Source organism: Chitinivorax sp. PXF-14, from assembly GCF_040812015.1.
In the GTDB taxonomy this organism is placed as follows: domain Bacteria; phylum Pseudomonadota; class Gammaproteobacteria; order Burkholderiales; family SCOH01; genus JBFNXJ01.
In genome coordinates this window covers 200,276-223,700 of sequence record NZ_JBFNXJ010000001.1, presented here as the reverse complement: position 1 = coordinate 223,700, position 23,425 = coordinate 200,276, and the positions used below count along the sequence as shown (strand labels likewise).

Annotated in this window: 17 protein-coding genes; 3 read left to right on the top strand and 14 right to left on the bottom strand. The window is 63.8% G+C overall.

Translation table 11 applies throughout. The features are described from left to right. Positions 1-36 precede the first annotated feature (36 nt). Together ABWL39_RS00965 and ABWL39_RS00960 are read right to left on the bottom strand one after the other, a co-directional pair. On the bottom strand, positions 37-474 hold the full coding sequence (locus tag ABWL39_RS00965; RefSeq protein ID WP_367786328.1) for a PaaI family thioesterase: 438 nt from the start codon (positions 472-474) through the stop codon (positions 37-39). 172 nt (positions 475-646) lie between these two features. Next, positions 647-2,515, bottom strand: a complete 1,869-nt coding sequence (locus ABWL39_RS00960) for a M3 family metallopeptidase (RefSeq protein ID WP_367786327.1) — start codon at positions 2,513-2,515, stop codon at positions 647-649. A 187-nt stretch (positions 2,516-2,702) separates the two neighbouring features. On the opposite strand from ABWL39_RS00960, the gene ABWL39_RS00955 reads away from it, so the two are divergent. Beyond that, complete coding sequence (locus tag ABWL39_RS00955; RefSeq protein ID WP_367786325.1) at positions 2,703-3,872, top strand: HPP family protein; 1,170 nt, start codon at positions 2,703-2,705, stop codon at positions 3,870-3,872. Here ABWL39_RS00955 and ABWL39_RS00950 read toward each other — a convergent pair. Further along, positions 3,860-4,618 carry a glutathione S-transferase N-terminal domain-containing protein gene (locus ABWL39_RS00950; RefSeq protein WP_367786324.1) on the bottom strand — a complete coding sequence of 253 codons (759 nt, stop codon included), beginning with the start codon at positions 4,616-4,618 and terminating at the stop codon, positions 3,860-3,862. The genes ABWL39_RS00955 and ABWL39_RS00950 overlap by 13 nt on opposite strands. Positions 4,619-4,626: 8 nt before the next feature. Then, on the bottom strand, positions 4,627-5,076 hold the full coding sequence (locus ABWL39_RS00945) for a hypothetical protein (RefSeq protein WP_367786322.1): 450 nt from the start codon (positions 5,074-5,076) through the stop codon (positions 4,627-4,629). Positions 5,077-5,622: 546 nt separating this feature from the next. Between ABWL39_RS00945 and ABWL39_RS00940 the strand changes: the two genes are divergently transcribed. Next, entirely contained in the window at positions 5,623-5,961 is a 339-nt protein-coding gene (locus ABWL39_RS00940) for a hypothetical protein (RefSeq protein WP_367786321.1), read from the top strand. 92 nt (positions 5,962-6,053) lie between these two features. Here the strand turns inward: ABWL39_RS00940 and ABWL39_RS00935 are convergent, their stop codons facing one another. Next, positions 6,054-8,798: a valine--tRNA ligase gene (locus tag ABWL39_RS00935; RefSeq protein ID WP_367786319.1), complete on the bottom strand. Its 2,745-nt coding sequence runs from the start codon at positions 8,796-8,798 to the stop codon at positions 6,054-6,056. A 292-nt stretch (positions 8,799-9,090) separates the two neighbouring features. Between ABWL39_RS00935 and ABWL39_RS00930 the strand changes: the two genes are divergently transcribed. Next, positions 9,091-11,607 carry a penicillin acylase family protein gene (locus ABWL39_RS00930; protein ID WP_367786317.1) on the top strand — a complete coding sequence of 839 codons (2,517 nt, stop codon included), beginning with the start codon at positions 9,091-9,093 and terminating at the stop codon, positions 11,605-11,607. A gap of 34 nt (positions 11,608-11,641) precedes the next feature. On the opposite strand, the gene ABWL39_RS00925 is transcribed toward ABWL39_RS00930, so the two are convergent. From ABWL39_RS00925 to ABWL39_RS00885, 9 genes are all read right to left on the bottom strand, one after another. Beyond that, complete coding sequence (locus tag ABWL39_RS00925; RefSeq protein WP_367786315.1) at positions 11,642-12,565, bottom strand: cation diffusion facilitator family transporter; 924 nt, start codon at positions 12,563-12,565, stop codon at positions 11,642-11,644. Between the two features lie 340 nt (positions 12,566-12,905). Continuing rightward, positions 12,906-14,546: a chaperonin GroEL gene (groL, locus tag ABWL39_RS00920; protein ID WP_367786313.1), complete on the bottom strand. Its 1,641-nt coding sequence runs from the start codon at positions 14,544-14,546 to the stop codon at positions 12,906-12,908. 40 nt (positions 14,547-14,586) lie between these two features. Beyond that, positions 14,587-14,877, bottom strand: coding sequence for a co-chaperone GroES (gene groES / locus ABWL39_RS00915; protein ID WP_367786311.1), 291 nt, complete (start codon positions 14,875-14,877; stop codon positions 14,587-14,589). A gap of 742 nt (positions 14,878-15,619) precedes the next feature. Further along, positions 15,620-16,651 carry an AraC family transcriptional regulator ligand-binding domain-containing protein gene (locus tag ABWL39_RS00910; RefSeq protein WP_367786309.1) on the bottom strand — a complete coding sequence of 344 codons (1,032 nt, stop codon included), beginning with the start codon at positions 16,649-16,651 and terminating at the stop codon, positions 15,620-15,622. Beyond that, positions 16,651-17,433, bottom strand: coding sequence for an SDR family NAD(P)-dependent oxidoreductase (locus tag ABWL39_RS00905; protein ID WP_367786307.1), 783 nt, complete (start codon positions 17,431-17,433; stop codon positions 16,651-16,653). The genes ABWL39_RS00910 and ABWL39_RS00905 overlap by 1 nt, the downstream gene beginning before the upstream one ends. A gap of 242 nt (positions 17,434-17,675) precedes the next feature. After that, entirely contained in the window at positions 17,676-19,784 is a 2,109-nt protein-coding gene (locus ABWL39_RS00900; RefSeq protein WP_367786305.1) for an HlyD family efflux transporter periplasmic adaptor subunit, read from the bottom strand. Between the two features lie 2 nt (positions 19,785-19,786). Continuing rightward, positions 19,787-21,109 (bottom strand): efflux RND transporter periplasmic adaptor subunit, encoded by a 1,323-nt coding sequence (locus tag ABWL39_RS00895; RefSeq protein ID WP_367786303.1) that lies wholly within the window; start codon positions 21,107-21,109, stop codon positions 19,787-19,789. Positions 21,110-21,116: 7 nt separating this feature from the next. After that, positions 21,117-21,860, bottom strand: coding sequence for an efflux RND transporter periplasmic adaptor subunit (locus ABWL39_RS00890; protein ID WP_367786301.1), 744 nt, complete (start codon positions 21,858-21,860; stop codon positions 21,117-21,119). Next, positions 21,857-23,374, bottom strand: coding sequence for a TolC family protein (locus tag ABWL39_RS00885; RefSeq protein WP_367786300.1), 1,518 nt, complete (start codon positions 23,372-23,374; stop codon positions 21,857-21,859). Before ABWL39_RS00885 ends, ABWL39_RS00890 begins: the two co-directional genes overlap by 4 nt. Between the last annotated feature and the right edge of the window lie 51 nt (positions 23,375-23,425).

The window sequence follows — 23,425 nt, the reverse complement described above, 5'->3', positions numbered from 1 at the left end:
TGAGCCTTCTACGATACCGAATCCCGAGCGTTTTCGTCAACCATCGGACGGCTCGGGCACCACCGGCGCCACCACCGCAAACGTCGCGCTGGCGCGCAGGATCAGCCGTTCACCGACCTTGAGCCGGCACTCGGCAAAGCCAAGCCGCCGCCCCTGCTTGAGTATCTCGACATGGGCCTCGACCCAGTCCCCCTCTTTCGCCGGCGCGAGGAACTCAGCGTTCAGGTTGGCGGTGACCATCGGGATCGGCGGCTCCTGCACGCCCGACAGATTGATGCCGAGCGCAGTGTCGGCCAGCGTCAGCAACATGCCGCCGTGGGCATTGTGATGGAGGTTGAGGTGCTGCGGCCGGACATGCAGGCCGAGCACCTTAAGCCGGCCCTCGGCGCGATAATGGAGCGGTCCGAGCTCCTTGACATAGTTGCTGATGGTGACGAGCGGCTCGAAGCCGGCGGGGATGGCAAGGTCGGTCATGGGTGGCGGTCAGGCTGGGACAAGCCGCAAGCCTAACCAAACTGGCCGCACCAGGCCAGCGCGGCTGGCGGCAGAAACGCACGCCGCTCGCCATGCGGGACAGCGCCGCCGCACCCAGATGCGGATACGGCGACCAGCCTCAATGCGACCACCTGGCGCGGCCTGCCTGGCCTCAATGTACGCTGGCCGGGTAGTGCTGCCCCACCCAGTGCTCGAACTGCTCGCACATCGCGGCTTCCGACACGCCGTTGTCGGCGATCAGCTCGGCGCCGTGGATGATGCGGATGCGCGCATCGAGCGTGATGGGGTAAGCCTCGGGATACTGGCGCCCGGCCGCCGCCGCGATGCTGCGCTGCGCCTGTTGCCAGGCCTCGTCCACCGACTGGTTGCAATAGTCGGCCAGATAGCGTGCCGAGAAGCCTTCGCCGGTCAGGCTCAACAGCGTGTCGTTGTGGCTCGCGCCGTTGCCGCCGGCCCAGTAGTGCTTGGCCAGCAGCGGGCCGATGGCCGGGTTGTCGGTCAGGTAGCCGTATTCGCGCAGGAAATAGGCGCGCGTCTGGTAGACCGCCATATTGGCGAGCACGTAACCATGGTAGGACGCCGCCGACTCCTGATTGAGCAGGTGCGGCACCGACAGCAAGGGCCGTGGGCCGACATCGACGCCGAGTATGCGTTGCTCGCAACGGCGTGCCAGCGCCAGCACCGCCTCCGGCGTGCGCTCGGCATCGCTCATCTGGTACAGCGCCCACTCGAAATAGGGCATGACCAGAATGGAGCGCTCGGCATAGGCCGCGAACGGCTGCGCGGTCTCGATGCGGGCGCGGATCAGCGCATCGGGCACCGGCTCGCCGGCGCCATTGGTGGCGTAGCGCTTGAGCCAGTCGGCGTCGCCGAGCAAGCTGTCGCAGAACATCGACTGGGTCTCGGCATAGGCCATCGAGGTCGGCGGGAACTCCTGCGAGAAGCACGGCGAGTTCTGCGTGACATTGGCGAAATGCGCGGCGTGGCCGCCCTCGTGGAACAGCGTGTGGATCGCGCGCGCGCCGCTGCCGATCTGGTCCGGCTTGGCCTCGGCGGTGAAATTGATCTGCCCCGCCACCCACTGTCCCTGGCCGTCGAAGAAGCTCGGGATCGGGCCGTGGCAGAAGCCGTTCTGGTACTTGCCCTTGCGTTCGAGCAGATCGAGCTGCATCAGCGCATCGCGGTAGGTGATGCCGAGCCGGCGGAAGCTCCTGATCCAGCGCTCCAGCCCTTTGGCGAACGGCAGATAGGGGTCGAGCTGGCGCGTGACGTCGCCGCTCATGTGATAGCGCAGGTTGTAGGGCTTCAGCGCATCGCCCCCCTTGTCGGCACGCAGCCTGTCGAGCGTGCGCCGGTTGGCGTCGCGCGTGCGCGCCTCGAAGTCATCGAGAATGCCGAACAGCTGCTCGGGACTCATCTGCTCGTTCTTGTGCACCTTGTAGTCGAAGTAGTTGCGGTAGCCGAGCGCCTGCGCCAGCGCGTTGCGCTTCTTCACGATGTCGAGAAAGCCATTGTCGAGCACCCAGCGCTCCAGCCCCAGCAGCGCGTCGTGCGAGCTCTTGCGCGCCGCCTCGTGCGGGTTGGTGCCCATATTGGTGGACAGCATGCTCAGCGAGGCCTCTTCCCGCTCGCCCTGCTCGTTGAGGTGGTGCATCAGGTAGTCGCGGCGTTTGGCGAACAGCGCGGCCTCCATCTCGATCAGCGCGCGCATGTGCTGGCGTGCCGCATCGTTGTCGATGATGTTGCACTCGAACAGCGCCAACCAGCCCTGCAGGCCGTGCTGCAAGGCGCGCCGGTCTTCGCTGTCCGGCTCGCCTTCGAGGCGGGCCAGGTGCTCGCGCACGGCGGCGAGCCTGGCCGGGTCGGCGATGAAATCCTTGTAGGCCTGCTCGGCCCGGGCAAAGCCGTCGTGGTCGTCGCTGGTGGCCATGTAGGTGGCCCAGAACAGGTCTTCCTTGGCCTTGTGGACCTTGAGGTAATCCTGGTTGAGCTGGTCGAAGAAGGCGCGCGCTTGTTCCATGGTGAGGAAGTCTCCATTGCGGGGGTCTGTCTTGCCCGGATAGGGCCGAGGGACGGGTTTGATTGTCACCGCCGAGTCTCTGCCCGGCGGCCAGGAGCGTCAAGTGACAGCACGGCGGCGAGCCGATAGATACAGGCCGCAGCCGTCCGTCCCCTGACTTGGTGCAAATCGGGGATAATCCTGCGCCATGCAAACCGTCACCGAATTCATCCAGCGCTTCGTCCCCGAGGCGCCCACCATCAGCGCCGGCGAGAAGCTTCGCTCCGGCCTCGTTGCCATCGTCGCCATCGCGCTGACCGCGCTGGTCAGCCATCACTACATCAGCGGGCCCGGCGTGCCGATCCTGATCGCCTCGATGGGCGCCTCGGCCGTGCTGCTGTTCGCCGTGCCACACAGCCCGCTGGCCCAGCCTTGGTCCTTCGTCGGCGGGCACCTGGTCTCGGCGCTGATCGGCGTGAGCTGCGCCAAATTCCTGCCGGCCGGCTATGCCGCGCAAGGCATCGCCGTCGGCACCGCCATCCTGGCCATGCTGTGGCTGCGCTGCACCCACCCGCCGGGCGGCGCCACCGCGCTGACGGCCGCCATGGGCGGGGCCAGCATCGATGCACTGGGCTACGGCTACCTGGTGTGGCCGATCGGTATCAATCTGGTGGTCATGCTTGCGTTTGCGCTGCTCGTCAACAACCTGTTGCCGGGGCGGCACTATCCGCAGCGCCGCCACGCGGTCAACCCGCACAAGGTGAACGACCCATCACCGCTCGAACGCGTGGGCTTCCGTCACGAGGACATCGACCACGCGGTGCGGCAGTACAACCAGCTGCTCGACATCAGCAGCGATGATCTCGAACAGGTACTGCAACTGGCCGAGATGCACGCCTACCGGCGCCGCTTCGGCGAGATCACCTGCGCCGACATCATGTCGCGCGACCTGATCATGGCGGAGTTCGGCACCGAGCTGGAGGAAATCTGGGCGCAACTCAGGCTGCACAAGATCGCCGCGATCCCGGTCGTCGACCGTGCCCAGCGCGTCATCGGCATCATCACGCTGATCGACATCCTCAAGCGCGCCGACCTGCGCACCTACCACAGCTTCGAGGACAAGCTGCGGATGTTCATCCGCCGCACCGTCGGCACCCATTCGAACAAACCCGAAGTCGTGGGCCAGGTGATGACGAGCCCGGTCGTCACGGTGCGGGATGACCAGCATATCGTGGAGCTGGTGTCTCTATTGTCCGATCGCGGCCTGCATCACATCCCGGTGGTCAATGCAGACAACCGCCTGGTCGGCATGGTGACGCAATCCGACCTGATCGCCGCGCTGTATCGCGGCCAGGCCGCCGCCGATCAGGCGGCGTAGCGGCGATCGAGATAGGCCACGATATCGGCCGATTCGAACATCTCGGTATCGGTATTGGGGTCGATCAGAAACGGCACCTGAACCCTGCCGTGGCGCTGGAGAAACGCGTCGCGCTTGGTATCCGGCAGCGGCGTGTACTGGCCCAAGGAGAAGCGGAAGCGCGCAGGCCCCATGTCCGCCCATTGCTGCTTGCCGAGGTTGACCAGATGGTAGGGCAGCTCTAGCTCACACAGGCGCTCGCGCACCAGCCGCGAGAACGGGCTCGATTCGAAGCTGTACAGCGTCAGGGCTTGCCCGGCGGGCCGAGAGGGCTTGGCGTGCAGCCTGCCGCGCAGCCGGGCTGCCGTGGCGAGCCCGGACAGCGCCATATTGGCCAGCGACGGGCGCAGCGCGCGCGGTACGCGGCCCCCGTCATAGCGGCGGAACAGATAACCGACGATGGCATCGGCGCCGACATGCTGCTCGCCATTGTTCGGGTCCAGCAGAAACGGGATCCTGACGCCGCCCGATGCCTGCTGCAGCGCAGGCAGAAAACGCTCGCCATCGAGCGGGCACGGGAAGATATCGGCGTCGAGATTCAGCTCGGTCAAGGCCTCGCGCACCAGCCGGCTCTCCAGCCCATCCTCGCGCTCGAACAGCACCAGAGGCTGGGCCGGCGGCTCGACTACCGTGCTGCCACGCAGCCCGCGCCAACCCCGCAGCGTCGAGGCGGCAGTGGACAGCAGCACATCCAGGGAGTGATTCATCGCCATCGTCAGTGGCGGCGCAACAGGCGCGCGGCGGCGACCGTCGCGAAGAACAGGCCGAACAGCAGGTCGTTCGGGCCGTAGATGACGAAAAACGCCGCCGTCAGCGGCGACTCGCCGAACAAGGCCGGCAGCTGCTCAGCGTGCTGGCGCATCCAATCGGCCCAGGTATAGACATAGGCGAATTTCTCCAGCGCGAACACGGCCACCAGCCACGGCACATGGCGATAGCCGCCCGCCACCGCGAGGTAAGCGAGCCCCCACAGCATGATGCAGAGCAGGCCAAACGGCGAGAACACCAAGGGGCTCAATTCACCCAGCCGGGTGTTGCTGAAGCCCAGCGAGAACAGCAGCACGCCGCCGATATTGGCCGCACCAGCCAGCACGAAACCGGCAGGAATCCACCGCGACGGCCGGTTTCGCAGCGGCATCGGCGTCATCGAAATCGTCGTAAACATCGTCTCTCCATTTGTTGTTGTACCGTCGCCGGGGCAACAGGTGCCGGCGCCAGCCTGAGATTGCCGCCCGCTTGCCGTCCAAGCGTGCCGTCAGCACGGGCAGGTGTAATCAAGGTGCTGTACAGCATATCAACCGTTGCGGCAAAGCCGACGTCGGCCATGTTGGGCGCGCCGATTGCATCCTGCGCAGGATTGCGGGCTGCAGCCTTGCAGCGATCAGTTTGGGAACAGGCTCCTGCCATGAAAAATTAATTACCATTTTTTTCTGAAACATTCTCGCCATCAATATCCATTAATGCTCAAACCACGCCATATACGCATAAAAGAAAATTCAATACACACAAAATAACTACTCACCTTCATTAAGAAGGCTAAAAAGGAGCAACATCCTGAAATAGAAAAATTAGAGATAAATCGATCTTGACTCTTCAAATTTACTCTCTATAAAAAAATCACCCCTCAACTCTGCAACGGAAAGAAGATCATGCAGACATCTCTCGCGATGAACCAGATTACGGTCTATTACCAGTAGACGGCAAGAACATCTTGACCATTTCACCTATTGCTCGCGCCACCCCAACCCCTCTCAACCTGAGACCAAGTGCCAGAAACCAAGACATCGACTTCGAAAAAACACTAACAGAAAAAGACAAAAAAATAATTCAAATGATATCCCCATCATCAGGAGATGCCGGAAAAAAGAAGATCGACAACCTGAAAGTAATTATTGCATTAGACAGAACAATGGGAAATCTTCAGGGGGAAATCGATTTGAACTATGTAAACAACTTAAAGGATCGACTTGTCACCGGCCAATCCAATGCAATTCCATCAAGCGTCCTCGACAAATTGATTTCCGTTGTCAGCGACGGCAGGTATGCGTAGCCGTTGCCGCCACAGCAGCGCGAAACACGGCTGATCTACATCCAAGCTACCCACCACAAAAACAGGCCGCTAACGCGGCCTGTTTTTCTTGCTTACTGCAACTTCGCCAACTGCTCGCGGAAGCGCGCCAGTTTTTCGCTCAGCTCGGCGACCTGGGCTCGGTCCTTCTCGACCAGATGAGCCGGCGCCTTGTCGGTATAGCCGGGTTTTTCCAGCTTGGCGGTGACCTTGGCCAGGTCGGCCTCGGCCTTGCCGATTTCCTTGTTCAGGCGCGCGGTTTCGGCCGCCTTGTCGATCTCGACCTTGAGCATCAGGCGCAGGCCGCCGACCACGGCGACCGGTGCGTCGTCCGCCGGCAGCGCGGCAACCAGGTTGACCTCGGACAGCTTGGCCAGCAGCTGGACGTAGGGCACGAAAGTCTGTAGCTCGTCCGTCTGGCCCTCGATGAATAGCGGCACCTTCTGCGCCGGGCTCAGGCCCATCTCGCCACGCAGGTTGCGCGCGGCGTGCAGCAGCTCCTGCAGGCGGCCCATCTGGGCCAGCGCGGCCTCGTCGACGCGGCTCAGGTCCGGCTGCGGGTAGGCGGCCAGCATCAGCGAGTCGGCGTCCTTGCGGCCGGCCATCGGCGCGACAATCTGCCACAGCTCTTCGGTGATGAAGGGGATGATCGGGTGCGCCATGCGCAGGATAGTTTCCAGCACGCGAGCCAGGGTGCGGCGGGTAGCGCGCTGCTGCGCCTCGTTGCCGCCCTGCAACTGCACCTTGGCCATTTCGACATACCAGTCGCAGTACTCGTCCCAGGCGAACTCGTAGATCGCTTGGGCGGCGAGGTCGAGGCGGTAGGTCTGGAAGGCATGATTGACGCTCTGCTCGACCTGCTGCGTGCGGCTGATGATCCACTTGTCGGCGAAACCGAGTTCCACCGGCAGACTGGCGTCGAGGCCGCAATCCTTGCCTTCGAGGTTCATCAGCACGAAGCGGGTGGCGTTCCACAGCTTGTTGCAGAAGTTGCGATAGCCTTCGCAGCGCTTCTGGTTGAAGTTGACGTTGCGGCCCAGCGAAGCGAGCGAGGCGAAGGTGAAACGCAGCGCGTCGGTGCCATAGGCCGGGATGCCGTCCGGGAATTCCTGCGCGGTCTTCTTGGCCACTTGCGGCGCCTTTTCCGGGCGGCGCAGACCGGTGGTGCGCTTCTCCAGCAGCGGTTCGAGCGCGATGCCGTCAATCAGGTCGACCGGGTCGAGCACATTGCCTTCGGACTTCGACATCTTCTTGCCTTCGGCGTCCAACACGAGGCCGTGCACGTAGACGTCCTTGAACGGCACGGTGTCGGTGAACTGGGTCGTCATCATGATCATCCGGGCGACCCAGAAGAAGATGATGTCGTAACCGGTGACCAGCACGCTCGACGGCAGGAACAGTTCGAGCTCCGGCGTCTTGTCCGGCCAGCCCAGCGTCGAGAATGGCACCAGCGCCGAGCTGAACCAAGTGTCCAGCACGTCGGCGTCGCGGCTCAGCGAGCGGTCGTCGCCGGCCTGCTGGCGTGCGTCTTGCTCGTTGCGGGCGACGAAGATGTTGCCCTGCTCGTCGTACCAAGCCGGGATCTGGTGGCCCCACCACAGCTGACGCGAGATGCACCAGTCCTGGATGTTGCCGAGCCAGGCGTTGTAGGTGTTGACCCACTGCTCGGGCACGAAGCCAACTTCGCCATCGGCCACCACCTTCAACGAGCGGGCGGCGATGTCGTTCATGTCGACGAACCACTGGTCCGTCAGCATCGGCTCGATCACCACGCCGGTACGGTCCCCGCGCGGCACCATCAGCTTGTGTTTCTTGATCTCGACCAGCAGGCCCTGCTCTTCGAGGTCGGCGACGATGCGCTTGCGCGCCTCGAAGCGGTCCATACCCTGATAGCGATCCGGCGCCAGATCGTTGATCTTGGCATCCAGTGTCAGAATGCTGATCGGCTCCAGATTGTGGCGTTTACCGATCTGGTAGTCGTTGAAATCGTGCGCCGGGGTGATCTTCACGCAGCCGGTACCGAAAGCCGGGTCGACGTAATCGTCGGCGATCACCGGGATCGAGCGCTCGACCAGCGGCAGGCGCAGCTTCTTGCCGACCAGGTGCTGGTAGCGCTCGTCCTCCGGATGCACGGCCACGGCCACGTCGCCGAGCATGGTCTCGGGACGGGTGGTGGCGACGACGATCTTTTCATCCGAGCCTTCGACCGGGTAGGCGATCGACCACATCGAGCCATCCTCTTCCTCGCTCACCACTTCGAGGTCGGAGACGGCGGTGCCGAGCACCGGGTCCCAGTTCACCAGGCGCTTGCCGCGGTAGATCAGGCCTTGCTCGAACAGGCGCACAAAGACTTCGGTGACGGCACGCGACATCTTGTCGTCCATCGTGAAGTATTCGCGCGACCAATCCACCGAGGCGCCCATGCGGCGCATCTGGCTGGTGATGGTCGAGCCCGACTCCTGCTTCCATTCCCACACTTTTTCGAGGAACTTGTCGCGGCCCAGGTCATGACGCGACACGCCGGCCGCATCGAGCTTGCGCTCCACCACGATCTGCGTCGCGATCCCCGCATGGTCGGTGCCCGGCACCCACAGCGTGTTGTAGCCGCGCATGCGGTAGTAGCGCGTCAGGCTGTCCATGATGGTCTGGTTGAAGGCGTGGCCCATGTGCAGCGTGCCGGTGACGTTCGGCGGCGGCAACTGGATGGAGAAGGACGGCGCGGCCGGGTCCATCTTGGGTTTGAAATAGCCTTGCGATTCCCAGAACGGGTACCAGCGGGACTCAATGGCAGCGGGTTCGAAGCTTTTGGCGAGTTCCATGTTGTTTGTGCGGCGCAAAAATCGTTATCAAACCGCCGATTATAAACGATGCCGGCGCCATTTCACGCGCTCGGGTACTCGCTTCTGCAACACGCTCGTGCTTACAATCGCGGGACAACACCAACAGGCGGGTATATCGCGCAACCGCCGCGAGCAGGCAAAGGCCCGGCAAGGCCCACAGCGGAGGCCCAAGCCCATCTGGCGGATGGCTGGGGCACAAGCGGGCAGCCGAGGCAGGAGTTGCGCGCGGCAGGATTTCCGGCGTGCCCGATACGGAGAAAGAGGAGAAACCATGTATCGCCCAGCCTTAGCGCTACGGGCGAGTGCGCTTGCGCTCGCCGTCACCCTTGCCCTGCCTGGCTGCAGCGGCCTCTTGCGTTCACAATTCGCAGAGACCCCGCCACCGGCCACGATCGAGCTTGCCGGGCTCGATGCCGCCGTGTCGGTGCGGCGCGACACGTTGGGCATCCCGCTGATCGACGCGGCGTCGCTCGACGACCTCGTCTACGCCCAGGGTTTCGTCGCGGCGGAGGATCGCTTCGCGCAGATGATCGGCTTCAAGCTGATCGCGCAGGGGCGGCTGGCCGAGATGGTGGGCGAGCCGGTACTCGACATCGACCGCTACATGCGCACCCTCAACCTCAGGCGCTCGGCCGAGATCCTGCTCGCCAACGCCTCGCCCGAGGGGCGCCGCCTGCTCGAGCGCTACGCCGCCGGCGTCAACGCCTGGCTCAAGGCCCGTCCGCTGCCACCCGACCTCAAGCTCGCCGGCTACCAGCCCGAGCCGTGGACACCGCTCGATTCGATGAGCGTGTTCGCGCTGATCAATTTCGGCCTGGCGCAGAACCTGCAGGAAGAAGTCGGCTTCCTGCGCCTGGCGCAGCAGGTCGGCTGGGAAAAAGCCGCCTGGCTGGCGCCGAGCTATCGCGACGAGCCGCTGCCGTTCGACGAGGCGGCCAAGCTCAAGGGGCTCGATCTGGCCACGCTCAACCCGGCCATCGACAAGCTGTTGCTGGCGCAGGCCGCACTCGACAAGGTGACCAACCAAGGCATCGCCGCCTCGAACAACTGGGCGATCGCCCCCGTCCGCACCGCCCGCGGCGCCAGCATCGTCGCCAACGACACCCATCTGCCGCTGTCGCAGCCGGCCATGTGGCATTACGTGCATGCCCGCGCGCCAGGCTTCGATGTCGCGGGTGTCGCGGCGGCCGGCCTGCCCGGCGTGGTTGCGGGCTTCAACGGCAAGCTCGCCTGGGGCATGACCATGGTGATGGCCGACAATCAGGATGTCTTCCTCGAACAGATCAAGCAGATCGACGGCAAGCCGCACTACCTGTACCAAGGGCAGTGGCTGCCGTGCACCGCGCGCACCGAGCGCTACCGGATGAAGGGCGGCAAGGCGGTCGACGAGACGGTGTACGAGACGCGCCACGGCCCGCTGCTCAATGGTGTGCTGTCCCGGCCGCCGATGCACGACCTGCTCGCGCGCGAAGTCAGGAGCGGCTACGGCATCGCCATCCAGAGCGCGGCGTTCGAGGCGGACAAGAGCCTCGATGCCTTCTTCGCGCTGAACCGCGCGCAGAGCGTGGCCGAGGCGCAGCCCATCCTGCGCCAGGTGCGCGCGATCGAGCTCAATATGGTCTTCGGCGACCGCGAGCATATCGGCTGGCAGGTCACCGGCCGCTATCCCTTGCGGGCCAAGGGCCGCGGCCAGTTGCCGAGCCCGGGCTGGAATGGCGAATACGAATGGCAGGGCTATCTGGACGCGGACAAGCACCCGGCCAGCCTCGACCCGGCAGCGGGCTTCATCGCCACGGCCAACCACCGCACCGTCGGCGCGGACTACCCCTATCACCTGACCTCGAGCTGGTATTACCCGGAGCGCTCGGAACGCGCCACCGAGCTGCTCGCGGCGAGCCGCCAGCATAGCGCGGCCAGCAGCGAGCGCATGCAGCTCGACCGCCACTCGCGGCTTGCCGACAAATTCCGCGACTGGCTCGGCGCCCACCGCGCCACGGTGGATGCCGCCATCGCCAAGCTGGACGCGGCCGCCAGGCCCGCCGCAGAGCAAGCACTGGCGCGGCTTCTGGCCTTCGATGGCGAGATGTCGCCGCAGTCGGCCGATGCGGCCATCTATGGCGCCTTCCTGCACAGCCTGGCGCTCGATACCTTCGGCGACGAGCTGGGCGGCCCCGACAGCGGCGCCTGGGCCGCTTTCGTGCGACTCAACGACGCGAGCTACGGCGCCATCGACGACCACCTGCTGGGCCGCGAGGACAGCCCGTTCTGGGACGATATCCGCACGCCGGCGCGCGAGACCAAGGCCGACATCATCGCACGCGCGCTCGCCGATGCGATCGGGCTGCTCAAGGCGCGGCTCGGGCACGATGCGGGCCAGTGGGCCTGGGGCAAGCTGCATACCTACGAATGGGAGACCGACGGCAAGAAGCTCGCGCCCTACCTCGGCGCCTTCGACCGCTTCGGCCTGTGGCTGGTGGACGACATCCTGAACCGCGGCCCCTATCCCGCCGGTGGCGACCATTCGACGCTCAATGTGGCGGCCTACCCGGTCGGCGTGGACTTCCACACCTGGCTGGTGCCGGCCATGCGCATCATCGTCGATTTCGGCCGCGACGAGCCGATGCAGGTGATCAATGCGGGCGGGCAATCGAGCCACCCGGGCAGCCCGCATTACGCGGACGGCATCGACTGGTGGCTGGACGGGCGTTATCAGCCGATGCCGTTCAAACAGGTGAACATCGATGCGCAATACCGCGAGCGCATCGAGCTGAAACCGGCCGGCAAATAACGGAAACAGGCTGGCCCGGGCGGGCCGGCCAAAGTCAGGCGGCTCGAACGGCCAGGTCGACCGGGTCGACGTGGGTCATCACGTTGAGCACGCGATGCGCCGTCATCACGCGGCGGCGCGCTTCCACCGCGATGTCGTGGCCTTGGGCGACGGTCATGTTGGCGTCGATCTCGAGATGGACGTCGATCACAGCCAGGTCGCCCATCTTGCGCGTGCGCAGCTCGTGCAGGCCCAGTACGCCGGGGGTGTCGAGCAGAGTCTGGCGGATCGCGGCGACCTCTTCCTCCGAGATCGCGCGGTCCATCAGGTCGTGCAGCGCGTCCCAGGCGAATTCGCAGCCCATCTTGCTGACCATCACGCCCACCACCAGCGCCGCGAGCGGGTCGAGCAACGGGAAACCCAGCAGGTTGCCGCCGATGCCGATCGCCACCACCAGCGACGATGCGGCATCCGAGCGCGCGTGCCAGGCGTTGGCGATCAGCATGCTGGAGCGCACGCGTTCGGCGATTCGCAGCATGTAGCGGAACAGCAGCTCTTTCGACAGCAGCGCGCCCAGCGCCACCCACAGCGCGATCAGGTGCACGCGGGGGATCGATTCCGGCGCCTGGATCTTCTGCACCGCGGCCCACAGCATGCCAATGCCGACCGCCAGCAACAGCCCGCCCAGCACCAGCGAGGCCGCGTTCTCGTAACGATGGTGGCCGTAGTGGTGATCCTCGTCCGCGCCCTTCTGGCTATGATGGTTGGCGAACAGCACCACGCCGTCGGCGATCAGGTCGGACAGCGAGTGGATACCGTCGGCGATCAGGCCCTGCGAGCCGGAAAAGATACCGGCCGCCACCTGCAGCGTCGTCAGCACGAGATTGACCACCACGCTGACCAGCGTGCTGCGTTGCGCCGCCGCGTGCTTGCCGGCGCTGTTCTCGTGCTCGTCGTCTTCGATGTCGGAAGGTCTCATGGCGGATTCGCTACGCTGGATAGGGGTGGCATTGTAAACCGGCAGCCGTGTCACGGCGTGCCGGCAGATCAAGGGCGCAGCTTAAGGCTGCTCGCTTAAGGTGTGATTAACGTCGGTAGCAAAGCCGGTGCGCCTGCTGCCGCTCTGCGCCGGGGCATCCGGCCGATCGCCTTGTCGTGGGGATGGCAACGGGCAGCGTGGCCGTCATCCCCCACGGCGGCCAGCCCCGTACGGCCCGCGCCACGGCTATCACAGCGAACCCGCCTAACGCGGCCAGGCACAAAAAAACCCCGCTTGCGCGGGGTTTCTTCTGGAGCTGGGTGTAGCTGCCGCGAGGCAATTACATGTCCATGCCACCCATGCCGCCCATGCCGCCCATACCACCCGGCATGGCAGGCTTGTCTTCCGGCAGCTCGGCCACCATGGCGTCGGTAGTCAGCATCAGGCCAGCGATCGAGGCCGCGTGTTGCAGCGCCGAACGGGTCACCTTGGTCGGATCCAGCACGCCCATTTCAACCATGTCGCCGTAAACGCTGGTGCCAGCGTTGTAGCCGAAGTTGCCGGTACCTTCCAGCACCTTGTTGATCACGACCGACGGCTCGTCGCCTGCGTTCTGAACGATCTGGCGCAGCGGCGCTTCGATTGCGCGCAGCACGATCTTGACGCCTGCGTCCTGGTCGTGGTTGTCGCCCTTCAGCGAAGCCAGTGCGGAACGTGCACGCAGCAGCGCAACGCCACCGCCAGGAACGATACCCTCTTCAACGGCAGCACGGGTAGCGTGCAGCGCGTCTTCCACGCGGGCCTTCTTTTCCTTCATTTCGACTTCGGTCGCAGCGCCAACCTTGATCACGGCAACACCACCGGCCAGCTTGGCCACGCGCTCTTGCAGCTTTTCACGATCGTAGTCGCTGGTCGCTTCTTCGATCTGCTTGCGGATTTGGCCGACGCGAGCCTGGATGGTTTCAGCAGCGCCAACGCCGTCGATGATGATGGTGTTTTCCTTGCCGACTTCGATGCGCTTGGCTTGGCCGAGGTCTTGCAGGGTAGCCTTTTCCAGGGTCAGGCCGACTTCTTCGGCAATCACGGTGCCGCCGGTCAGGATCGCGATGTCTTCCAGCATGGCCTTGCGGCGGTCGCCGAAGCCAGGAGCCTTGACGGCAACGGTCTTCAGGATGCCACGGATGTTGTTGACCACCAGGGTAGCCAGCGCTTCGCCATCGACATCTTCAGCGATGATCAGCAGCGGACGGCCAGCCTTGGCAACCTGTTCCAGCACCGGCAGCAGGTCGCGGATGTTGCTGATCTTCTTGTCGAACAGCAGCACGAACGGGTTTTCCAGCGCAGCGATCTGCTTTTCCGGATTGTTGATGAAGTACGGGCTCAGGTAGCCGCGGTCGAACTGCATGCCTTCCACGACATTCAGTTCGTTGTTCAGGCTGGTGCCGTCTTCAACGGTGATCACGCCTTCCTTGCCGACCTTGTCCATCGCGTCAGCGATGATCTGGCCGATGTCGGCATCGCTGTTGGCCGAGATCGAGCCAACCTGAGCGATTTCCTTGGTCGTGGTGCAAGGCTTGGAGATGTTCTTCAGCTCGCCGACCAGCGCGATGACAGCCTTGTCGATGCCGCGCTTCAGGTCCATCGGGTTCATGCCGGCGGCAACGAACTTCATGCCTTCCAGCACGATCGCCTGTGCCAGCACGGTAGCGGTGGTGGTGCCGTCACCAGCGATGTCGGAGGTCTTGGAAGCCACTTCCTTGACCATCTGCGCGCCCATGTTCTCGAACTTGTCCTTCAGTTCGATTTCCTTGGCGACCGATACACCGTCCTTGGTGATGGTCGGCGAACCGAACGAGCGGTCCAGCACCACATTGCGGCCCTTGGGGCCCAGCGTTACCTTGACGGCATCAGCCAGAATATTGACACCCACGACCATCTTGGCACGGGCGGAATCACCAAACTTAACGTCTTTAGCAGCCATTATTTAATCTCCAGAATTCAGTTGAACGATGGGCGGGAGCTTAGCGCTCAACCACACCCATGATGTCTTCTTCGCGCATCACCAGCAGCTCTTCGCCGTCAACCTTGACGGTCTGGCCGGCGTACTTGCCGAAGATCACCTTGTCGCCAACCTTCAGCTCAAGTGCGCGTACGGAGCCATTCTCCAGTACCTTGCCATTGCCCACGGCAAGGATTTCGCCCATGTCCGGCTTCTCGGCAGCATTGCCCGGCAGAACGATGCCGGACGAAGTCTTTTCTTCAGCTTCGAGGCGCTTCACGATCACGCGATCGTGCAGAGGACGAATTTTCATAGATATCTCCTGATCAAAGATTAAGGTTGCATCACCAGCACAGGCGGGCCTGCACGGCTTGTCAGCCTTGGGAAGTCTGTTGTTAGCACTCGTCTAACAGGAGTGCTAATAATAGTGACGAGTGCGGGGGATTTCAAGTCCGGGGGCTGGTGGGGTCGGGATAAAAAAGTGTTGGGGGGTTGATATAGCTTTTCATTCAATGCTGGGCTTTTGCCACTTAACTCTGGATCAAGGATTAAACTCCGGCGCGACTTTCAGGTTAGCCTCACCGACAAAGCTGCCCTGTGCCTATTTGGCGATGTGGTGAACAGCATCCACCTACGCTTGGTCGTACCGTGGCATCCATGCTGGCCCATAAATGCCATTGGATCGAGTATGTACACGCTGTCGGCCCTCACCCCGCTGACACGAACCGCTGACGCCATTTGGCTAGCTGGAGAACCCCAACCGTTCGCGGTAAGCGTGATGAATTGGAGGCGCAAGCGGTGTCGGTAGATCTGAGCAAGATGAAGGCGAAGGGCAGCCTTGCCAATTGACTGAAAGGCAACGTTGGCCGGCCTCGGGTGGATGGCGGTGCGGAAGTCCACGAGTGCCCCGGGTCGATCCGAAACGGCGGTTGGGTTCTCGCCGGTTCGATGGCAAGCACCTGAGCTGAGCAGTCGTACGGAGCCTACATCTATGCCGACCGACTCGATCATTGAGGTCGGGGCGGCCGACGGTCTATTCGGGATTTGCTGGTCGGTCAGTGATTTGGACTGACCACCGCGGTGTGGCCGGATGAGCGCTGCAGGCTGCGGTATTCGCCTGGCGTAACGCCCGTCCAGCCCTTGAAGGCACGCAGGAATGAGTTAGTGTCCCGAAAGCCGACCAGGAAGGAAATCTCGCCCGGCGAGATAGCCGAACGGGTCAGGTAATAGCTGGCCAGTTCCTGCCGCGTGTCGTTGAGCACGTCCTGATAGCTCACGGCCTCGTCGGCAAGATGGCGCTGCAGCGATCGCTTGCTCATCGCCAGGCGGCTCGAAATCTCCTCGATGGTGCTCTGGCCGCTTGGCAGCATGTCGAGCAGTGCGCTGCGCACACGTTCGCGCGTGCTGGCCTCGGCGTCGAGCTTGGATAGGCGCGCCTGTAGTTCGGGCTCGAAGAATTGCCACATGGCGATGTTCTCGGTCAGGAATGGCTGCGCAGCATCTTCTGCGGAGAAGCGAATGCGGTTGCCGTTACCCTGCCGCATGCCGCAACCAAGGAAATCTTCGCAAGGAGTGGGCGGGTTCGGCAGGATCGCCAATTCCATCTCGATCGGGCTGACCGGGTGCCGCGTGGCCAAGCGTGCCAGTTGCGTGAAGAAAACCACTTCCATCGCGGCTAAGCTGCGTGGCAGCGGTCGGTCATAGCCATAGCATTCGAAGGACACCTCGGTGTAGCCTTTACCAATGAAGACCTCCAGTGCCAAGGGCCCGCAAAGGCGCTTGTACTCCGCAAGCCGGGTGAGCGCGACATTGAAGTTCGGGCTGCACAGGCAGGCGAAGAGTGACGGATCGAAGGCTTCAACCAAGATGGCCCTGCCCAGTTGCAGTGGCAATCCGGCTTCGCCGACCATATTTTCGAGGCTGTGAAAGATACGAAAGTATTCGGCTGGCGTCAGCGAGGCATCCCTGCGGCTGAACAGGTCGGCGGGCAGTTCGGCCAGTGCCAACACATCACCGGGAGCAACCCCCATGTCGGTGAGGATCAGTTTCCAGCCGGGATGCACGGTGAAGCGCGTGGCTTGTTTCATCAGGCAGTCTTTTCCATCGCCTGGCGCGACATCTTCAGCACTGCCTTGCGCGGCAGCAGCGGAACAATCCAGTCAAGCATGACCCGCAGCTTTCCCTCGTTGAAGGCCACCAGTTTACCGCGCTCCATGGCCTCGTAGCCGCAGAGCGCCACGGACTCGGCCGACTTGGCGTTCTTCCAGACGGCCACGCCTTGCAGATTGCCGGCGGCGACGAAGCCGGTTGCCACCGCGCCCGGACACAACGCCGTGGCCGTCACGCCATATTCGCGGGCCTCTTCGGCAATAGCCTGGGTGAAGGAGGTGACGTAGGCCTTGGTCGCGTAGTACACCGCCTGCAACGGGCCGGGCATGAACGACGCGGTCGACGAGACATTCAGGATGCGCCCGCGGCGGCGTGCCACCATGCCTTTCAGGTAATGATGCGTCAGCTTGGTCAGCGTCACCATATTCACCTGCATCATGGCCTGCTCGGCAGCGAGGTCACGTTCGGCAAACTTGCCATGGCCGCCGAAGCCGGCATTGTTGATCAGCACGTCGATAGCGAGCCCCAGCGCCTCGGTGGCGGAGAAGATGCGATCGGCCGATGCGGGGTCGGCGAGATCCTCGGCAATCACATGCACTGTCACACCGTACTGTGCCTGGAGTTCCTGCTTGATGGATTCGAGCTTGTCCCGCGAGCGCGCCACCAGGACGACGTCGCCCCCCTTCTTTGCATGGATGCGAGCCAGCTCCAGACCTATGCCGCTCGAAGCGCCGGTGATCAATGCCGTCGCGAATTTCATGGTTTCTCCTTGGTTCGGGTAGCTCGATTCGATAAGGAGATGGTAGGCGTCTGATATCCATGCAGCACTAGCGCAACGTGCCATGATTAATGCCGATCGCGCCAATCGTGAGGCGAACGCTGCGATGCCATGTCGGCATGGCCGGCATCAGATCGAAGCAGTCGCTTGAATGCCACGTCGGCGGATACGGCGACTGGCATCTCCTTTGGAAAGGCATCCATGCCTTGAAAACGGGCTCTACACTACATGCCCGATTCGCGCTGGATTTCGCCCAGCAGCCGAGTGACCATGCGGCCAAGGAAGCTGTAGCGCGTTCCTTGAATACGCGCGGTGCCTGCCATCTCCATGGCTGGCGCGGCAACCGCATCGCATTTTTCCAGGCGGACCCGGAACCAGGCGGCGAGTGGCTTCGGGCCATGATCCCGCAGCTCAGTGGCGATCGGCCCGCCATAGCTGGATGCCAGCAATGGCTGATCCAGCACGCTCAGGTTGAGCCGGTCGACTTTCCCGACGCGGCAGTTGATGGCTGCCCGCCCGCCGTTGTCCGCGACGAAGCTCGCGGTGTTGCCGGTCTGGATGCTGGAGATGGACGCCTCGTCGACCAAGGCTTCGACCTTGGCCCCGGTCAATCCGGCGATATCCAGCAGGTGCTCGCCTTCCGCCATGGTGGCGCCTGCGTGCAGCGCCTCGTTGATATCAACCACCCGGCCGGCAAACGGTGCGCGCATGACCAGCCGGGCCTGTTGCTGGCGCAAACCGTTGAGTTGTTCCCGGGCAGCCTGCCATTGCTTGTGCAAGGCCGTTCCCTGTTGCTGCAGCTCGGTACTGAATGCCTGCTGGGCCAGCTGCCACTTCATTGCCTGCTCCCGCACATCGGCCAGCACCAGTTGCGCGTCCAGTGCGGGCGAGCGCAATTGCGCCAGCACCTGCCCCGGTTGAACGACCTGGCCATCGCGCACCATCACGTCCTCAACCGTCGCCGCCACGGGTGCGTATAGGCCCTGCGATTGCGCGGCGCCCAGCACCGCCGGGCTGGACACCCCGGACGACCAGGGGATGGCCAGCAGCAACAATAGTGCGCCCAGCATGGCTGCGCTGCGTCGGGTTTCCGTCTGCCAGCGCAATTCGGCGCGCCGTCCCCACCACACCCGCAGTTCGCCGACAATCGGGCGGACAATGAACCAGCCGAGCTCGACGCACAGCAGCAACAGGCCCAGCAACTTGAAAAAGAAGTGATACACCAGGAACGCGATCGACAGGAACACCACCAGCCGGTATAGCCAGGTGGCCCAGGCGAACAGGATCAGCCCGTTGCGGCGCACGGTGGGAAAATGTTCCGGCGGCGGGTCGTCCAGGCCCAACAGGAAGCGGCGCAGCTGCCACAGCGCAAGCGCAAAGGTGCGGGAATGCAGATTGGGCAGGCCGAGATAATCCGCCAGCAGAAAGTAGCCATCGAAGCGCATGAACGGGCTGGCGTTCACCAGCACGGTGGCCACCCAGGTTGTCGATGCCAGCAGGAACACACCCGCGCGTAACGGGCCATCGGGCAGAAAACACCACAGCAGCGTGGCCCATACCGCCAGTGTCAGTTCGGCCAGCATGCCGGCCGCGCCGATCAGCAGTCGGGCACGCCTTGATTGCAGCTTCCAGGCATCGTTGGTGTCGGTATACAGCACCGGCACCATCACCAGGAAAGCCACCCCTATCGCCGGCACCCGGCAGCCGAAATGGCGCGCCGTCAGTGCGTGGCCCATTTCGTGCAGCACCTTGGCCAGCGCCAGCGACAGGCCGATACCGATCGCCGCCCACCATCCGCCGTAGGCCGAAAAGGTGTGCGTGAATGCATCCCAGCGCTGCGATACCAGCACCAGCGCCGTCAGCAGCATGGCCCCCATGCCCCACCAGAAACGCGGTACGAACAGCCAGCGACACCAGGGCAGCAGCCGGCTGAGCATGGCTTCCGGTCGCAACAGCGGCACGCGGAAAAACAGGTAATTTTTTAGCAGCCACATCGCGCGGCCGGGCCGGCTCGCCTGCTGCATGCGCCACAGCGCCTGGCTCTGTTCGGCACAGGCGACCTGCAGCAACTGATGGCGGGACAGAAAACCGATGAGGGCGTCGACATCGTCAGCGGTCAACTGCAAGGCTGTTTCGGCGTTGACCGCGGCCAGCAGCGCGGTGACCGAGCCTGCCGACCAGCGCGACAGCATCTCGAAGCTGGCCCAGCCGAGCTGGTAGAAGCGGTTGATGCTTGGGTCGTGCAAGGTCCAGCTGGGCGAGCCATCGGCCTGCACCGGGCCCTGGTGCAGCGACAGCTCTTCACGCAGCAGCGGCAGATCACGGCGCTGCATGCTTACCATCCCAGCCACTGCCGGGCGGCGGTCAGCGGGCGGCGCAATACGTGGTAGATGAGCGGAGCCCGGCTGCCATAGATCCGCGCCGTACCCATCTGCCCCAGCCGTGGCTTGGCCGTGCCGACAAAGCGCGCCTGTATGCGATACGCGAGCAGACCACCGTCAACCACCTCGGCCTTGTAGGCAACGCGGATGATTTCGGCATCGTAGGCGTCGGTTGGGCTCGCATTGGGGTGCAACGAGACCGGCGCTCCCGGCGCCACATCGATGGCATCGGCGGCGGGCAGCCAGGCGGTCAGTTCCACCTGTGCCGGGTCGGCCAGTGTCATCACCTTTTCCCCCACCGCCACGGCCTTGCCCAACCAGTCGTTACGGTCGGAAAACACCACCACGCCAGCGGCAGGGGCGGTGACGTGCAGACGCTGCAGCTCGCGATGCGAGTAATCGGCGGCGATGCTTTTTTCCTCCAGCCTTGCCCGCTCCTGCGCCATTGCCAACTTGCCCTTGTCGTCGGTGACGGCCAGTTGGGCGCTGACACGAAAGCTTTCCTGTGCCGCGTCGCGCTCGCGTGCCGCGATGGCGGCCTGGCCCGAGAGCGCCGTGGCATCGAGGTCGAACAGCGGCTCGCCCTTTGCCACGCGCTGGTTCGGCTCCACCGCGATACGGTCGATCACCCCGGCCATCGGCGCCCGCAGCAACAGTGGCCGCTGCGGCACCACCTCTGCGCGCGTCAGCACGCTCAGGCGCAGCGGGAGGCAGCTGATCAGCAGTGCCGCCAATAGCAGCCAGCGCTGGCGCGGCCCCGGCCTGATCCAGCGGGCAACCCGCTCGCGTACGCTCTGGCGCGGGGCAAAATGTGCCAGCGCGTGGGCGTACCCATGCGCCAGCTCTTCCGCCAGCTTCAGCTCAAATGCCCCCCAGGGCGATTCACGCGCCAGCAACAGCGCACCGTGTTCACCCAGGTGCAGCCACAATGCATGGGGAGGCAACCAGGCAGCCCAATCGGCGCCCAGCTGGGCGGGCAAGCTATCGGCCGTCAGCTCAAGCGCGCCACCTGCATCGTGGCCGGCGGCGAGATGGCGAAACACCCCGGCCAGCCATTGCACGTATGGCGCGGTGGCATCCAGCTCCGCCAGGCCGGACAGCGCCGCGACGTGCCGGTGCAGGTCCTCTCGCCACAAGGCGGCCTGGCGATAGGGCAATAGTTGCCTGGTTTCGTTGACGGCAATGAACCCCAGCTGCGCGGAATCGACTGAATCGCGTGCACGGTGCAACAGCTGGACCAGACCGGCCAGCTCCCGGGCTCTATCGGCTTGCTCCATGCGATCCCTACTTAAAGCTGGCCCAGCCGCTCATGCCCGGCAACAGACTGCTGGCGTTCCCGTCGATGACGCCCACCGCCAGTATCGACTGGCTGACCGGATCGATCTGCGCGCCCAGGCGTTCGATCCGCGCCGGGAAACTGGCGCCCAGCTCATCCACCGCGACGGAAAACCGGCTGCCGAGCTTGAGCGTGCTCAACCATTTGGAGGGCACCAGCATGCGCACTTCCAGCGCGCCGGAATCGACGATATCCAGAATCGGGCTGCCCTGGTTGACATACTGGTGTGCGGCCGCGATCCGGCGGGCCACGCGGCCATTGAACGGCGCGCTGATGACGCACTTGTCGACGATGGTCTGCACATAACTGGCTTCGGCTGCGGCCTCCTTGGCCTTGCCCTGGGCCTGCGCGACTTCCAGCGCACCGGTCGAGTTGAGCTGCGCCAGCTGAGCATTGACCTTGGCCAGCTGAGTGGCCGCCTCCAGTGCGGCCTGCGCCTTGCGCAATTGGGCGCGATAACTGCTGCAATCGAATTCGACCAGCGCCTGGCCACGCTTGAAACTGCTGCCTTCCTGCATCGACAGGCTGGCAATCCGCGCGGCCACTTCGCTGGACAAGGTGACGGCGTTGCGGGCCATCAGTTGCACCCGGATGCGGCCGTCAGAAGCGTTGGCCACTGCCGTCGGTGCGGCCGTGGCGGCACCCGCGGCGGTAACCAGCAGAACCCACCCGAACAGTGGGCGAAACCTCACTGCTTCTCTCCGGCAACCTTGCCCTGCCACTGCTTTTCAACACCCTTGAATGCCTCGCTCAAGGTCCGCAGGTCATGGCTGGCCACGCTTTCCGGCAATGGGTCGAGCCCCAGGCTTGCGCCCAGCTGGCCATAGGCGTTCTGCAAATCGCCGTAGCTCTTGTAGTAACGCAGCGAGGCATACACCGCGCTGGCATCCGCCATGATGGCGGGCAAGCGGCCCTGGGCACCGCTCAGCGTCGCGTTGCGGTTCTGCTCGTAAATGCCCTGCTCAACATCGTTGAGCTCCGTTTCCAGCGAGAATTGCTGCGAGCGGCCCTGCAGATCGAGATACGCGACATGCACCTGGCTCAACACCGCCATATTGAGCGCCATGCGCTGCGCCTTGGCGACTTCCAGTTGCGCGTCCGCCGAGCGGGTAATGGTGCGTGCGTTGAACAGGTTCAGCAGATTCCAGCTTACCCGCAGCCCGGCATCGCTCCAGCTATTGTTGACCAGGAACTTGTTGCGGTCGTAGTGCTCGCCAACGCTGAACTCGATCCCCGGCAACAGCTTGGCAATTGCCTTACGGGTTTCCATGACGCCGATGCGCTCGTTATAGCGGGCCTCGGCCAGTTCCGGCCGGTTCAGCAACGCCATCTCTTCCATTTTATCCACGCTCAGGTTCAGCGCTGGCAGCGGCATGTCGGCCGGTACCGCCACCTGGAAATCCTTGCTCGGCGGCAGGTTGGTAATGGCTGCCAGCCTGGGTTTCGCCTGTGCCAGCGCGTTGCGGACCACGCCCATCTGGCGCACGACGTCAAGCAGCTGGCGGCGGTAATTCAGCGCCTCCAGCGGCGCGCGCAACTTCTGCTGCTCCGCCTTGCGCGAGTCGTCCAGCGCCGCATTGGCCTGCTTCAACAGTGCATCGATGCGATTTTCGAGCTGTTGTGCGGCAACCGCCTGCCACCAGGCTTCGCGCACCTGCTGCATCAGCTGCTGCTCTACCTTGCGCTTGCGCTGCTGCAGGATAAGCAGTCGATCCGACTGTTGTTGCGCCGAATAGTAGCTGACGCCGAAGTCCAGTACGTTCCAGCTCAGGCTCAGGTCGGCATTGAGGTTATGCCGTTCCGACGAAATCGACGGCACGAGCGACTGTTCGCCCGTTGCAACGTTTTGCGACGACGAGGCGTTGTCCTTGCTGCGGGCGGTGTAACCCGCCGCGGCCGCCAGCCTGGGCAACATGTCGAGGCTGGATAAATCCAGCTGGCGCTGCGCCATGGCCTCTTCCATCAGCTTGACGCGATAATCCTGGTTGTATTTCAGCGCGCGCGCCATTGCTTCCTGCAGGCCCATCGGCCCGACCAGCGGCTCCTGGTTGCCGAACATGGTCTGCTGGTCTGCCGCCAGCGTCGCCTGGCGTTCGCTCAGGCTCAGGGGGGCCGGTGCTACCGCGCACCCAGCCAGGGCCAATGCAGTCAACGCAGCCAGCAATGGCAAGCGGCGATCTACGCCTGTTTTATCTGTATGTGTCATGTGTTCCCTAGTGGTTTATTGTTGTTGATCCGGGTGTCGATTCTGGCGCCG